This is a genomic window from Brevundimonas sp. GW821-FHT10A07 (assembly GCF_059415785.1).
The window spans coordinates 230535-245136 of the sequence record NZ_JBWKNX010000002.1; the positions used below are offsets into that span (position 1 = coordinate 230535).

The 14602-nt window shown below is 66.8% G+C and carries 10 protein-coding genes; 3 read left to right on the plus strand and 7 right to left on the minus strand.

The features are described from left to right. Positions 1 to 20: 20 nt before the first annotated feature. The 6 genes from AC07NC_RS02605 to AC07NC_RS02630 form a co-directional block, all read right to left on the minus strand. Positions 21 to 2645 (minus strand): heavy metal translocating P-type ATPase, encoded by a 2625-nt coding sequence (locus tag AC07NC_RS02605; protein ID WP_494568485.1) that lies wholly within the window; start codon positions 2643 to 2645, stop codon positions 21 to 23. A gap of 208 nt (positions 2646 to 2853) precedes the next feature. Then, entirely contained in the window at positions 2854 to 3552 is a 699-nt protein-coding gene (locus AC07NC_RS02610) for a methyltransferase family protein (protein WP_419755952.1), read from the minus strand. Then, positions 3549 to 4142 (minus strand): cation efflux transmembrane domain-containing protein, encoded by a 594-nt coding sequence (locus AC07NC_RS02615; protein WP_494568486.1) that lies wholly within the window; start codon positions 4140 to 4142, stop codon positions 3549 to 3551. Before AC07NC_RS02615 ends, AC07NC_RS02610 begins: the two co-directional genes overlap by 4 nt. Next, positions 4142 to 7363 carry an efflux RND transporter permease subunit gene (locus tag AC07NC_RS02620; protein ID WP_419755950.1) on the minus strand — a complete coding sequence of 1074 codons (3222 nt, stop codon included), beginning with the start codon at positions 7361 to 7363 and terminating at the stop codon, positions 4142 to 4144. Before AC07NC_RS02620 ends, AC07NC_RS02615 begins: the two co-directional genes overlap by 1 nt. Positions 7364 to 7375: 12 nt before the next feature. Beyond that, complete coding sequence (locus tag AC07NC_RS02625; RefSeq protein WP_494568487.1) at positions 7376 to 8593, minus strand: efflux RND transporter periplasmic adaptor subunit; 1218 nt, start codon at positions 8591 to 8593, stop codon at positions 7376 to 7378. Next, a complete protein-coding gene (locus AC07NC_RS02630; RefSeq protein ID WP_419755948.1) occupies positions 8593 to 9846 on the minus strand; it encodes a TolC family protein in 1254 nt (417 codons plus the stop codon). The genes AC07NC_RS02625 and AC07NC_RS02630 overlap by 1 nt, the downstream gene beginning before the upstream one ends. An 871-nt stretch (positions 9847 to 10717) precedes the next feature. Between AC07NC_RS02630 and AC07NC_RS02635 the strand changes: the two genes are divergently transcribed. Further along, the gene (locus AC07NC_RS02635) at positions 10718 to 11065 is read left to right on the plus strand and encodes a DUF411 domain-containing protein (RefSeq protein WP_419755947.1); all 348 of its coding nucleotides are present in this window, start codon (positions 10718 to 10720) and stop codon (positions 11063 to 11065) included. Between the two features lie 64 nt (positions 11066 to 11129). On the opposite strand, the gene AC07NC_RS02640 is transcribed toward AC07NC_RS02635, so the two are convergent. Continuing rightward, on the minus strand, positions 11130 to 11495 hold the full coding sequence (locus AC07NC_RS02640; RefSeq protein WP_421731961.1) for a MerR family DNA-binding protein: 366 nt from the start codon (positions 11493 to 11495) through the stop codon (positions 11130 to 11132). Between the two features lie 732 nt (positions 11496 to 12227). On the opposite strand from AC07NC_RS02640, the gene AC07NC_RS02645 reads away from it, so the two are divergent. Together AC07NC_RS02645 and AC07NC_RS02650 are read left to right on the plus strand one after the other, a co-directional pair. Then, the gene (locus AC07NC_RS02645; RefSeq protein WP_419755945.1) at positions 12228 to 13439 is read left to right on the plus strand and encodes a TolC family protein; all 1212 of its coding nucleotides are present in this window, start codon (positions 12228 to 12230) and stop codon (positions 13437 to 13439) included. Further along, entirely contained in the window at positions 13436 to 14599 is a 1164-nt protein-coding gene (locus AC07NC_RS02650; RefSeq protein ID WP_419755944.1) for an efflux RND transporter periplasmic adaptor subunit, read from the plus strand. The genes AC07NC_RS02645 and AC07NC_RS02650 overlap by 4 nt, the downstream gene beginning before the upstream one ends. The last annotated feature ends 3 nt before the right edge of the window (positions 14600 to 14602 follow it).

Consider the following 14602-nt stretch of genomic DNA (forward strand, 5'->3'; position numbering starts at 1 on the left):
TGTCCTCTGGAATTTTCGAGTCAAATCCGCCGGGCGTCCGACGCCCCCGCTTGGGCCGGATCGCGATAGGCTAGCAGGCGCAGGGCGTTGATGACCACAAGCAGGGTGGATCCCTCGTGAAGTGCGACCGCCGGGCCGATCCCAAGACCCAGGATGGTGGCGGGAACCAGGAAGGCTACGACACCCAGGCTGACGATCAGGTTCTGCAGGATGATGCCGCGGGTGCGACGGCTGAGGCCGATGGTGAACGGCAACTGAGCCAAGTCATCGGACATCAGGGCCACGTCCGCCGTCTCTAGGGCCACGTCCGATCCGGCCGCTCCCATGGCGATGCCGACGGTGGCCGTAGCCATGGCGGGGGCGTCATTGACGCCGTCGCCGACCATGGCGATCATTCCTTCCAAGCGGAGCTTCTTGATCGCCTCAACCTTGTCCTCCGGCATCAGGTCGCCCCACGCCTCGGTCAATCCGACCTGACCCGCAATGGTTTGGGCGGCCTTCTGGTGGTCGCCGGAGATCATGATCATGCGCGAGATCCCCAGGTTGCGCAGGGCGGTCAGCGTGCCGCGCGCCGCCGCGCGCGGCGTGTCCAGAAGGCCGATCACGCCCAAGTCGCGTGCACCTTTGCGAACCACCATGAGGGTCCGGCCCTGCAGACGGAGCTGCTCCACAGCCGCTGTCGTCTCGTCGCTGAGCGCGCCGACGTCGCCCCTTCCGAACATCTCCGGCTTGCCGATCCAGATCGTCTCTCCCTCGACCAGGGCAGTCACCCCCTGCCCTGTCAGGCTTCTCACATCGGAGGCGGTCGCGATCGGCGCCGATCCGAGCCTTTCGGCGCCGTCTCGCGCGATGGCTTCAGCCAACGGATGATCACTGAGCCGTTCAACGGCGACGGCCGTGGCGAGCAGGTCCGCCTGCCGCGTCCCCCGGACCGTAACGACGTCGGTGATGCGAGGCCGGCCCTCGGTGAGGGTGCCGGTCTTGTCGAACGCGATGGCCTTGAGTGAGCCCAAATTCTCGAGGGGGGCGCCGCCCTTGATCAGAACACCGGCTCGCGCAGCTCGGGCCACGCCTGAGAGGACGGCGCTGGGCGTCGCGATCGCCAGGGCGCAGGGACTCGCCGCGACCAGGACCGCCATGGCGCGATAGAAGCTGTCGCGGAAGGGCTCGTCGACCACGACCCAGGCGAACAGGAGCAGGAAGGCTAGGGCCAGGACCACCGGAACGAAGATGCGTTCGAAGCGGTCGGTGAAGCGCTGGGTCGGTGACTTTTGCGTCTCCGCCTCGCTCACCATCCTCACCACCTTGGCCAGGGTGGTGTCGCTGGATTTGCGGGTCGTCTCGATCTCGATAGCGCCAGCGCCGTTGATCGTGCCGGCGAACACGAGCGAGGCCGGTTCAAGCCGGGAAGGATCGGCTCGGGCCAGCGCAGGGTCGGCGACGGGCTGTTTATCGACCGGCATGCTTTCGCCGGTCACCGGCGCCTGGTCGACACTGGTCACGCCCGCCACGACGAACCCGTCGGCCGGCAGACGTTCGTTGGGGCGAACGACGACGGTGTCGCCAACCTCGACCTGGTCGACTGGCAGTTCAATGATTTGGTCGCCGCGCTTCACATGGGCAGTTCGTGGCGCGAGGTCGGCGAGCGCTTCGATGGCGCGCTTGGCCCGACCCAAAGCATAGTGCTCGAGCGCATGACCGATGCTGAACAGGAAAAGCAGCAGCGCGCCCTCCGCCCAGGCCCCCAGGGCTGCGGCCCCGGCAGCGGCGACGAGCATCAGGGTGTCGATCTCGAACCGTTTGCGTCGCAGATTCTCGAACGCCTCGCCGACAGTGAAGAAGCCGCCAAAGCCATAGGCGACGATGTAACAGGCGATCGAAGCCCAGACCGGAAGGCCGCTCGCCAGATTTTCGAGGCCGAAGCCCAGAGCCAGGGCGGCTCCGCAAGCGAAGGCGAAGACCAATTCCGTATTCGGCCCCAGGAACCCGCCGTGAGCGTGGTCATGGGTGTCCTCTCCCCCTGGGGCGTGATCGTGGGGGCTCTCACCTTCCTGGACATGGGAAGGAGGGGCCGCTTCGGTCGGGTTGAGGACCAGCCCGACGGTGTGGTCCTCGGCGGCCCGGACCGCGTGGCCCCGCAACGACGGCTCGCCGTCGACCACGGCCCTCGTTTCCATTCCCGCGTCTCGCGAACCGCTGGCAGCCGCCACAAAGACGAGTCCTTGGCTCTGGATGAGGGCCTCGATCTGACCCTGGTCGATCCGGGTCCTGTCAAACTCGAGCCGCAGCGCGCCCGACGGGTCCAAGCGCGCTTCAAGCACCCCGTGCTGATCCGTCAGGGCGGCTTGAACGCTGCGCGCCTGACGGACATGACGAACGCCGACGATCTGACCGCTGATATGGCCGAACCTGGCGTCGATTTCAGCTCCTGCAGCTTGCGCTGTTCGCCGCACTTGCCCCAGCGTCAAGTATTCGGGGTCATAGTGGATGCAGAGCAGAGGGTCGGTCCCGCCTTCGGCGACATGGACCCTAGCCACGCCCGGCTTTTGCCCGAGGCTCGCGATCAGTCGGGCGACACAGGCGTCCGACGCCTCCGGCGCGTCGGGTAGAAGCAGCGGCAGATCGAGTTGGACGGTTTTGGTCATGGCTGAACTCCGGCGCGACAGACAGTCCGTGAAGGCTCCGCAGGCGATGTTTGTTGCGTGTACGCGGCCTTGCGCACTTCCTGTGGCGACCGCCGAGGAGTGGCCCGGTCGGCTTTCTGGCCGAAGCCCGGCGTGAGGACTGTGTCGACCGCCGGAATCGCCGCCCCAGTTGACCACCATCTCTCTCGCAAAAGTAGCCTACCGGCAGTCATGGCAGCCTCAGGAGTACGCGCACCAGTCCGAGATGCTGAAGCCGCTCCAGAGCCTCGAACAGAGGCAAGGCCAGCAAGAAAACCAAGCCGTCGCGCACGGTCCGGACAAAGAAGGCGGGCCGGATCGTCAGTTCCGCCTCGTCGCGCCACAGGCGCGGATCCGGTAGGAACCGCGGCGTGCGCGCGACATAGGATCGGTAGGGTGCGCCGAAACCGTCCGTGAGGAACGCTTCCTCGCGCGAAACCACGAGACGGAACACCATCCAGGCGGCGAGGGCGAAGATCGCACCCACGGTCACGCTCCCCGTCTGACAACCGATGCCGAAGGCGCCGATGAAGCTGAAGACATAAAGCGGGTTTCGGCTGATCGAATAGGGGCCGGACGATACGATTTCCTGCTTCTTGCGACCCCCGATGTAGAGCGAACACCAGGAGCGCCCGATGATGCAGACCATGATGGCGATCAGGCCCACGTGTTCGACCGCATGTTCGAGCACCGGGATGAAGGTGACCGTCAGGGTCGTTGCGGCAAGGAGAAGACCGCCACCGAGAATCGTCACTTTGCGTAGACGCTGGACCGCCTGGATATCTATCGCAGGACGGTCTGGCTCGTCGTGCCGGGGGGGCTCTGGGCTCGGCGCCCCAGGCGGACGCGGTGGCAGCGGCGGGAGGCCGCGAGAATCCACGGGTATCATGTCGTCTCTCCTGCCTTGTCGCGGGCCGCGTCCCGCAGGATGTCGAGCCCGCCCTTGATCGCGATTGCTGCCACTAGGACCCCGACGACGAGATCCGGCCACGCCTGACCCAGCCAGAGGACCAGCCCGCCGGCGACTAGGATGCCGCCGTTGGAGGCGAAATCGTTGAAGCTGAAGGTCTCCGCCGCCTTCATATTGACGTCGCCACTCGGCTGCCTGCGGATCAGCATCAGACAGACGAGATTGATTACCGCCGCCACGACCGCGAGGGCCATCATCGTGGGCCCCACCGGCTCCGTTCCGGTCAGGAAGCGGCGAAGGGCGTCCAAGAGGACGCCCGCCGCGAAGATCAGCAGCATCAGCCCCGACAGACGCGCAGCGCCGCGTTTCCAGGATCCGGCTCGGCCGATCGCCAGATAGCTGAACAGGTAAACGGCCGCGTCCGATCCATTATCGACAGCGTTGGCCAGCAATGCGCTGGAATCGGCGGACACGCCGCCGATCCCGAGCGCCACGGCCAGACCGGCATTGAGCGCGAGGACCACCAGCAGGGTTCGCCCTTGCCGGCGGTCCGAGTCGTCCTTGGTCATCAGTCCTCGATCCCCTCGTCTTTGCGATGCTTTACCGCCCGAGCCGCGAAGGTCGGCAGCACCAGTAGGGTCAGGGCTGTGGCGGTCAGCAGGCCACCGATGACGACGGTGGCGAGAGGCTTCTGCACCTCGGCGCCGGCGCCGTGAGCCAGCGCCATCGGGATGAAGCCGACGATAGCGACGAGCGCCGTCGTCAGCACCGCCCGGAGGCGGCTGAAAGCGCCTTCGATGGCGGCTTCACGGGGTCCGAGCCCTGCCTGGAGCCGTTCGCGAATGGCCTGCATCAGCACCAGACCGTTCAGGGTGGCGACGCCGGACACGGCGATGAAGCCCACCGCTGCCGAGACCGAGAACGGCATGCCCCGCATGACGAGGGCCAGAACGCCGCCAATCAGTGCCAAGGGGACACAGGCGAACACCAGACCGGCCTCCGCAAACGAGCCCAAGGCCATGAACAGCAGCACCCCGATAAGGACGAAGACGATCGGAATGACGAGACCCAGCCGCTGCTCCGCCCGCTTCAGGTTTTCGAACTGCCCGCCCCAGGTGAGACGAACACCCGGTGGAAGCGCGATCTCCGCGACCTTGCCCTGCGCCTCGGTGACGAAGCCGCCGAGATCGCGGCCGCGGACATTGGCCTGCACCACCATCCGCCTCGAGCCGTCGTTGCGGCTGATCTGGTTCGGCCCTTCCGCCGTCTGGATCCGGGCCACCGAAGACAGGGGCACGATCACCCCCGTGGACGATACTATCGGCAGCGCGGCGAGCGCTGCGGGATCGTTGCGGGCGTCGGCGGGCAGACGAACGACGACGTCGAAGCGGCGGTCACCCTCGAAAATCCGGCCGGCCTCGGCGCCGCCGATGGCGGCCGAGACCGTCTCGGAGATATCTGCGGCGGACAGGCCGTAGTTGGCCGCGGCGAACCGGTCGACGCTGATCGTGAGAGTCGGCAGGCCCGACGCCTGTTCGACCCTGACGTCGGCCGCGCCCGGCGTGGCGCGAAGTTGGATCGCCACCTGGTCCGCCACCTTTTGCAGGGTGTCGAAATCATCACCGTAGACGAGCACCGCGAGGTCCGTTCGCACCCCGGAGATCAACTCGTTGAAGCGAAGTTCGATAGGCTGGCTGAACTCGAAATTGTTGCCGATCTGGGTACCGGCGACCTTTTCGAACCGCTCGAGCAAGGCTTCCTTCTCAAGCTTGGGATCGGGCCATTCCTTGCGGTCCTTAAGGATGATGACGCTGTCGGAGATGTTGGGCGGCATGGGATCCACCGCCGCCTCCGCAGTGCCGGTCCGAGAGAACATAGTCTTGACTTCCGGCTGGGCTTTGATGGCGCGCTCTAGCGCCATCTGCATGGCGAGGGACTGCTCCAGCGACGCGGATGGGACGCGCAGGGCCTGCATGGCGATGTCGCCCTCATCCAGGGTCGGAATGAACTCCCGGCCCAATGTCGTGAAGGCGAAACCGCCCACGACGAGCGCGCCGACGACAGCGACGATGACGATCCTGGAGTGATCGACCGCCGCCCGGATGGCTGGCTGGATCCAACGCCGCGCGAATTTCAGGATAAACGTCTCATGCTCCTCAGCGTGGCCCCTTTCGTCGACATGTACGGTCTTGGGATCGCGCACGAGGAGCGCTGTCATGGCCGGCACGAAGGTAAACGAGAAGATGAACGCCCCGACGAGGGCCAGCATGACCGTCGCCCCCATGGGCACGAAGGTCTTACCCTCGACGCCTTCCAGCATCAGCAGCGGGGTGAACACCAGCAGGATGATCAGTTGGCCGAAGGCGGCTGGCTTGACCATCTGTCTCGCGGATTGAACAGCGACGTCCAAGCGTTCGCGGCGGGTGAGCATCCGGCCGAGCGACGCCCGGCGCTGCGTCAGCAACAGCAGGGTGTTTTCGATCACCACCACTCCCCCGTCGACCATCAGGCCGAAGTCGAGGGCCCCCAGGCTCATCAGGTTTCCGCTGATGCCGAACCGGTTCATGCCGATGACGGCGAACAGGAAGCTGAGCGGGATCATCAAAGCGGTGATCGACGCAGCCCGGATGTTACCGAGCAGCAAGAACAAAACCACGATCACGAGAAGTGCACCCTCGATCAGGTTCCGCGCCACCGTGGCGATTGTGGAGTTCACCAGGGCGCTACGGTCTAGAACCGTCACCGCCTCGATCCCCGACGGCAGGGTGCCGCGGATTTCCTCCAGACGTTCGCCGGCGGCCTGGGCAACCGTGCGGCTGTTGCCGCCCGCAATCATCAGCGCCGTACCGAGGACCGCCTCATGGCCGTCGCGGCTTGCCCCGCCCAGCCGTGGAGCCTCACCGATTTCCACGGTCGCAACATCGGCAACCCTCACCACGAGACCACCGCGATTGGCGACCGGCGCTTGGGCCAGGTCCTCGATGGTCGAGGCCAGGGCGTCGGTGCGCACGGTCAGGGCCTCACCGGCCCGCTGGACATAGCCGGCGCCGGCTTGAGTGTTGGCTCGGTCCAGCGCCTGGATAAGGTCGTTTAGGCTGAGACCGTAGCCGGATAGCCGGGAGGCGTCAGGTCGGACGGCGTACTCCTTGACATAGCCACCGACGGTGTCGACGCCTGCTAGGCCGGGAGCCGTCCGCATCTGCGGAGCGACGATCCAGTCCTGTACAGTGCGGAGATAGGTGGCGCGTCGTTCCGGCGTCGTCAGCAGATCACCTTCGGGCGTCAGATAGCCACCACCGGCTTGCCAGCCCGGTTGCCCGGGTTTGGCCATGTTGGCCGCCGTGAAGGGTTTGTAATCGACGGTCCACATCAGAACCTCGCCAAGCCCTGTCGTGATCGGCGCCAGGTTGGGCTCGACACCCTCCGGAAGACGCTCGCGCGCCTGGGCCATCCGTTCAGCGACCTGCTGTCGGGCGAAGTAGATGTCCGTCTGATCGGTGAAAATGACGGTGATCTGGCTGAAGCCGTTGCGACTCAGGGAGCGGGTCGAGGTGAGGCCGGGAATGCCTGCCATGGCCGTTTCAAGGGGATAGGTGACCTGTCTTTCGATCTGTTCGGGCGCCAGCGCAGGCGCGACGGTGGTGATCTGAACCTGCCTGTTGGTGATGTCGGGCACGGCGTCGATCGGGAGCTTCGTCAGTTCGAACAGGCCAAGCGCGGCGACGAGCGCCGTAACAAGGACGACGAACCATCGGAAGCGGACGGAAGTCTCGATGAGAGCTTTGAACATGATCAGTGCGTCCTAGTGGCCATGCTCGGCTTCGCCCTTGGCCAGTTCGGCCTTGAGCAGGAAGGCATTCGTGCCGGCGATCCGGTCGGACGCTGACAGGCCACGCAGGATCTCGGTGCGGCCGTTGGCCTGACGTCCCGCCAAAACAGGGGCGGCTCTGAAGCCGGTCGCGGTGCGAACGAAGACGACCGTGGCTCCCTCCACCGTCTGGACGGCCTCTGTCGGCACGGTCATACCCCCTGTCGCCTGTCCTGTGACGATCGAGCCCGAGAGGGCCGATCCTGCTGGCGGAAGGGTGGCTCCGGTCGGTCGTGCCCGCACCACGGTGGCTCCGCTTTCCGCGCCCGCGCCGGCCGCGACCCCTGTGACGATGGCGTCGAATTCGGCTCCGGGGCCTTGAACCCGCATCGCCGCGCCAGCGCGAACGAGCGCCGCTAAGGCGGGCGGAGCGTTGAACACGATCTCGACCCGTGCCGGGTTGGTGATTTCAGCGATCACGCCCCCCTGGGCCGCGAAGCCCCCGGGTCCGACCTGGACGCTAGTCACTACGCCAGAGATCGGGCTGGAGACATTGACCCGCCCCGAGGCGTTCGGACCGCCAGCGGCGGCTGCGCGAGCCCGGGCCGCTCGCGCAGCCGCCTCTGCGCTGAGCGCCTGCGCATGGGCCATCTCGGCCTCACGTTTGGCAACCACCCCCTGCTCGGCTAAACTTTCTTCGCGTGCATGGGCCTGTTGGGAGGCGACGGCGTTGGCCTGGGCGGCGTCGGCGTCGGCGCGCAGACTGGCGGCGTCCCCGCTGACGAGTATGGCCAGGGCTTGACCCGCGCGAACGGTCTGGCCCGGGACCACAAGCACGCGCTCGACGCGGCCGCCGACGACGGCGGCGACGGCGGCGCGCGCGTCGATCATAGGCTCGACACGGCCCGACAGACGGGTCTCGCCGCCGCCTCCGCCGACCACTGAAACAATCGAGATACCGGCCGCCTCGACTTGGGCGGCGGTCAGTTCAACGACGCCCTCTACAGCGCTCTCGGCGGCCTCGCCGCCCTCGGCATGCCCGGCCTCCCCCCCGGCATGTTCGCCCTCGGCTTCGGCGTGCCCGGCCTCCCCCTCGGCCGCGACCGGCGGGGCCGGTCGGTTCACGGCCAGATAAGTAGCGCCGCCGCCGAGCACGACGAGCGCAGCGGCGCCGCCGATCAGCAAAGTCTTGTTGGAAGTGCGCTGGCGCATCATTCGGCTCCTTGGAAGGGGGCGCGGCCGTCCTGGCGCGCAAGGTCGATCTCGGCGCGAACACGCGCAAGGCGGGCGTCCACGGCGGCGTTTCGGGCGTTGATCAGGGTTGTGCGGGTCAGGCGCAGCTCAAGCTGGGAGATACGCCCCGCCTCGAACCCGATCCGGGAAAGGCGGTAGGCTTCCTCAGCCGAGGCGATCCCGGCCTCGGAAGCACTGACCCGACTGGCCGAAGCCCCGAGACGGGCTCTGGCGGCGGCCCTGTCAGCCTGGGCGTCCTGTAGCGCACCCGACAGTCGGGCGTCGGCGGCGCGGAACTGGGCCTGGGCTGCCTCGATATTTCCGCGGTTACGATCAAACAGCGGCAGCGGCAGGCTTAGGCCGATGGTCAGGGCGGTCGCATTTTGCGCCTCGAACCGACGAACGCCAACACTGGCGCTGACATCAGGCCGCGCCCGGATTCGCTCGACTGCGATACGGCGTTCGGCAGAGGTGCGCTCCGCTTCAGCGACGCGGACGGTCGGCGCGGCCAGGACCGGCACTATGGCCATGGCGGGCGTCCGGTCGAGCAGGCTGGCCTCGATCTCGGTCACCGGGGTCGGCAACATAGCGATGGCGGTCAGGCGGGCGAAGGCAGCGTCCCGTTCGGCCTGCGCCTCGTCGAGGCTTGCGCGGGCTGCAGCGGCCTCGCTCTCTCCTTGGATGCCGCGTAGCAACGGCTCCCGCCCCTCCTGCACGAGGACGAGGGCGGCGCGCGCATCGGCGAGGGTGAGGGCAAGAAACTCCTCCGCCAGGTCGAACCGACGCTGGGCGGCTTCAGCGGTCGCATAAGCCAGGGCCAGCCGGCCTGCCGCGTCCACGACCGCGAGATTCCGGCGCAGTCCCGCAGTTCCCGCCTCGGCGCGCGCCACATCGATCCGCGCCGAGCGCCGCCCCCAGAGCTCCAGGTCCTGGGTGATCGACAGCGTGGTTTCGGCATTGCCGTAACCCGAGAAGTCCCGCGTGCCGAAGCCGTTCTCCGAGGTCAGGCCCACGGTCGGATTGGGCCTGACGCCCGCTTGCCGCAGCTGGGCTTGGGCCGCGTCGGACAAGGCGTCGGCTTCGAGGGTGGCCGGGGCCTGATCGAGCTGAGCTAGAAGATCGGCGAACGACGGGGCCGGGTCAGCCTGGGATGGGCTGGCCAGCGTAACCGCAAGAGCGGCCAGCGCGCAGCCCACCGCGAAACGCGGCGGCCGGCGATAGGAGGGAGGCATGTTTCATTTTCCAGAGAGTTGACACGAGAACAGGCGCGAGTGCGCGGCGGTCGTGTCAGCCTCTAGGGGGTCGTTTTAGGCCGTCGGGCGATATCGAGGCCCGAACCTTATGCGGGAGCGAGGCGTGAACTGGCCGGCCGTAGTGCTGAGCCAGAACAGCGTCTTGTGAATCGGTTCTGGCCGACCCGTTGTGATGGCAGTGGCCATGCGCGCAGATTCCGTGCTCGGTTTCGGGATCTTGCGGTTCGTCGTCTGACGGGTGGGGGTCCGCCGCAGCGTGGGCGACAACAAGCTCAGACGCGCAGGTCGCCGCCTCGGCGATGGGGGCGACGAAAAACGTGGCGGCGACCAGGGTCACCGCCAGCATCAGTTTCGCCAATGTCGCCATCGACCAGGTCATTTTGGGGCGCTTACTGTCATTTGCCAGACGGTGCAATCTGTTACTTCGTCCGCCAAGGTGACGCTTGCAAACCCTTCGTGGCCTTGGTCGAACCTGCGGAGCGCACCTGTTATCCGAAGCGGCGCGGCGTTGTGAGGACTGCTGCGCACAGGGTTGCCGCTCCCGGGCCCTTGCTGTTCGCGAACCCTCGCGTCACAGGGCGGCGACGTGTCGCACCTGTCTCCATCGGATCGGGCGCAGGTGGGTCGGGCGCATCGGAGCCCCATATGCCAGAACAACAGCGGGCCGCCTGACCATCCTGACGGGCAAATTGCTGGCGTTATCCCCAGCGCATCCCTGACGCAGGCACGCACGCGACCCGGCTTGTCGTTTACAAAACGCCCAGCGGCTGGATCGACCATACGCGCCGGACGGGATGGGGCCTTGACGTGATTCACCGCATCCACTTTGCATCGTAGAACCGGACACGGCGTGCCTCTTCCCGCCTCCTGCCACACGGCTGTTGTTGGCGCCTATTTCCTTGAAGGCCAGGCGCCCATCGCCGATCTCGAGGGGCTTGTCCGCAAGGCCCTTGTCGCCAAGGGTCTGGCAGTTCGGGGGACGTCGGCGGGATCACCGGCTGGAAGGCAGGCAGGCCTTGGCCCTTGTCAGCCTCCTGGTACTGGACAACGGCCAGACCCGGGTATGGAGCTGACAAAACGGCGGCTGAGGCTTCCGACCAAGTCTGTCCACGCTTGGGATTGGGGGTTCGGTCACCTCGCGGGAAGTGGCCCCCCAGTCCGCCGAAAGGTCGAGAAACGGCAATCGACCCAAGCTTAACCGACGAGACCGCAGGATCAAAACCGCGGGCGGCGCTTAGTCGCCGCCCTGACAGACGAAGACGTTACGCCGTCCCGACCGACAACAGACAGTCGTGCTTGGCCTCCGTGCAGGGCTTGAGCCGTTCCATCTTGAGCTCAAACTCGACCAGATGAAGTCCCGCAATCACAATGGACTCCGCGCAGGGACGATCGAGTTGATCGCTGAGGTCGAGCAGCGAGCGGATCGCGTCCAGGTCGAAGTTCAGGAGACGGGCGTGTTTGAAGAAGGCAAACCGCCGGTAGACCGCCGCGTCGTAAGGCCTGCGGCCGTCGGCGGTCCGAGACGGCTCCGTCCCCAGGCCGATCCACTCATAGGACCAGATGGTCGGAACCTTATCGCCGGTTTCGGCGGAGCGCCGACCGATCAGTTTCGGCGAACCGGATGACAAGATTGAGGTCATGCCGGCAAAACAAGTGTCGATCCTCTAGTGGCTAGAGGATGCAGGCTGGGTAGTACGCGAAACGCCATGACCAGTCTTCAACCTTTCAAACTTTTCGGCCACGGATTGTCATACGACGGGACGATAGCGCCTTCGCTGGTGTGGTCACGACCCGAACCGCCGACGCTCGCCCGAGCTTCCGCCGGCCGGACACACGCTGCCGGTCCAGACCGCCAGTGCGCGCAAAGGGACAGGATAAGGCGATTGCCCCTTGTTGCGAACGTGGTATGGAGCCCGATGGTCGCGAATTCCCGCAAACACTGGTTGGTAACGGCGCTCATTGCGCTGGTCACCGTCCTGTTTGTCTTGGTTCCCCTGGCTGACGCAGCGGCCTGTGGTTCGGAACTCTCCCCTCCGCATGCCACAGCGTCCTTCGATACGCCGTCATCGCCAACAGACAAAGCCCCGACCGGCCATGGACTTTGCGTTCACGGTCACTGCCACCACGGCGGCGTCGCCATCCCTCAGCCGCTCAGCCCCGATCTCGGCCGGACGGCGATAGGGGCGCCCGAGCTGCCGCTCGGCGCAGCCCCGCTGGCATCACACGCTCCCGGCGGACTGAAGCGCCCCCCCAAGGGCTGACGAGCCGCGCGCCCGTGCGCGCTCCTCGTCAGCAACCCTTGGGATACATCAATGCCACCCCTCCAATTCCATCGACCGCATTGGGCGGTCGGCAGCGCTGTGGTCGCCCTGACCACCGCGCTCAGCCTCACGGCGCCCACTCGCGCCTGGGCTGAACCGATCACCCTGGCCGAGGCGCTGTCACGCGCCTCGGCCTCCTCCCCGATCCTCGCCGCGGCCGAATCCGCCGTCATGGCGGCCCAGGGCCGTGCCCGACAAGCCGGGTTCAGGCCCAACCCCGAACTCGACCTCGCCGTCGAGAACTTCGCCGGAACTGGCGGCTTTCGGGGTTTGGATCAGACCGAAAGTACGCTTTCTGTTGGTCAAAAGTTCGAACTTGGCGGCAAACGAACCGCGCGCCAGCGGGCTGCCGAAGCTGAGACCCAAGCTACCCGTGTGCGTCTCGCCGTCGCCCGTGCGGATCTGCTGAACGATGTACGGATCGCCTATGCCGAGGCGTATGCCGACGGTCGTCGCGTCGATCTCGCGCGCGACCAGTTCGTTCGGGCCGAAAACCTACAGACGATTGCAACCGAACTGGTTGACGCAGGACGGGAGCCGCCGCTGCGCGCTCTGCGGGCCCGGACTGCGGCGCTTGAGGCGGTCGGTCGCGTTCGGGCGGCCGAAGCCGAGTACGCCCAGGCCCAGCGTGCGCTGGCCGCTCTATGGGGCGGCGTCGAGGATCTGCCTGAACCTCAAGCTCCGCTCGTCGAGGCGGCGCCAGTTGTCGCTATCGATCCGGCGGATTCGCTTGACGTTCGTCTGGCCGAAGCCGAGGTCGCTTCGTCCGTAGCGATATTCAACCGGGAACGAGCCTCGTCGCGACCGGACGTCACGCTAAGCGTGGGCGCCCGCCAGTTTCGCGGCACCGACGACACCGCTGTGGTTTTCGGAGCCTCGATGCCAATCGGGGTGTTCGACCGCAACCAGGGCAATATCGCCGCCGCCAACGCTGATCGTACAGGCGCCGAAGCTCGACGCAATGCCGCCCTTGCGGCGGCGATCCGTCGGACCCGAGACGCCCAAGCGGCGCTCCGCACCGCCGAGGCACGCCTGACCTTCCTCCAAACCCGGGCCGAGCCTGAAGCCATCGAAGCTGTCCGTATCGCTCGCGAGGGCTTCGCTGCCGGCCGATTCACACTGCTGGATGTGCTGGACGCTGAAGACGCGCTCAACACCCTTCAGTCCGACCTCATCACCGCTGAACTGGAACGCTCTCAGGCGCTCGCCGCCCTGACCCGCGTGACCGAGACTCAAGGATCCACCCAATGAGACAGTCCAAAACCAAGACGCGACTCATGATCGGCGGCGCTGTCGCCGCCGTCGTGATTGCTGGAGCCGGTGTGATGATATTCGCCGGCTCCAAACCTGCCGAGGCCCCGGTCGAGGCGACCGCCGCCGAAGCGCCGGCGCATGGCGCCGACGCCCTACCCATGGACGCCGCCCGCATCCAGGCCGCCGGGATCGTGCTTGCGCCCGTGGAAGATGGTTCCCTGAGCGCGGAAATCCTTGCCCAGGGCACCGTCGCCGGCACGCCCCAGGGGGAGGCCGTCCTCGCGGCCCGCGCGGACGGGGTAGTCAGCCGGATCAGCCTCCGCCTCGGCGACGCCGTGTCAGCGGGTCAGACCGTCGCCCTGATCGAGAGCCGTGAGGCCTCGGCGATCGCCGCCGAACGCGCCACCGCCTCGGCCCGGCTGACGGCCGCGCGACAGGGGTTGGCGCGCGAGCAGAGACTGTTCGACGCCAAGATCACGGCGCGCCAGGATCTTGAAGCCGCCCAGACCACACTGGCCGAGGCCCAGGCTGAGGCCGGAAGGACCGCCTCCGCAGCGGCCGCCGCACGCGTGTCCCGCGATGGGCGCAGCACGGGTGTGGTCAGTCCGATCAGCGGCCGGGTGACTGCCGCTCCAGTGGTTCTCGGATCCTTCGTCACCGCCGGCACCGAACTGTTCCGGGTCGCCAACAGTCGGGAGGTCCAGATCGAGGCCTCTGTTTCTGCTCAGGACTCGGCGCGGATCATGGTAGGAGATCGGGCGCGGATCACCCTTCCCGAAGGCGATCTGGATGCGGTCGTGCGATCCATCACGCCGGGCGTCGATTCCGAAAGCCGCTCGGCGACTGTCCTTCTGACGCCGTCGGCCAGCACAGGACTTCGCCCCGGTCAGGCGATCTCCGCCAGGATCTTCACCCGCGATGGCCAGGGCGTCGCCGGCGTCTCGGTGCCCGACGAGGCCATCCAGTCCTTCGAGGGCCGCGATGTCGTCTTCATCCGCACACCAACGGGCTTTGTCGCCACCCCGGTCCTGACGGGCCAGCGCAGCGGGGGGCGGACCCAGGTCACCTCCGGCCTCACGGCCGGCCAGACCATCGCGACGCGCAACGCCTTCCTGCTGAAGGCCGAGCTCGGCAAGGGCTCGGGCGAGGACGAATAGGTC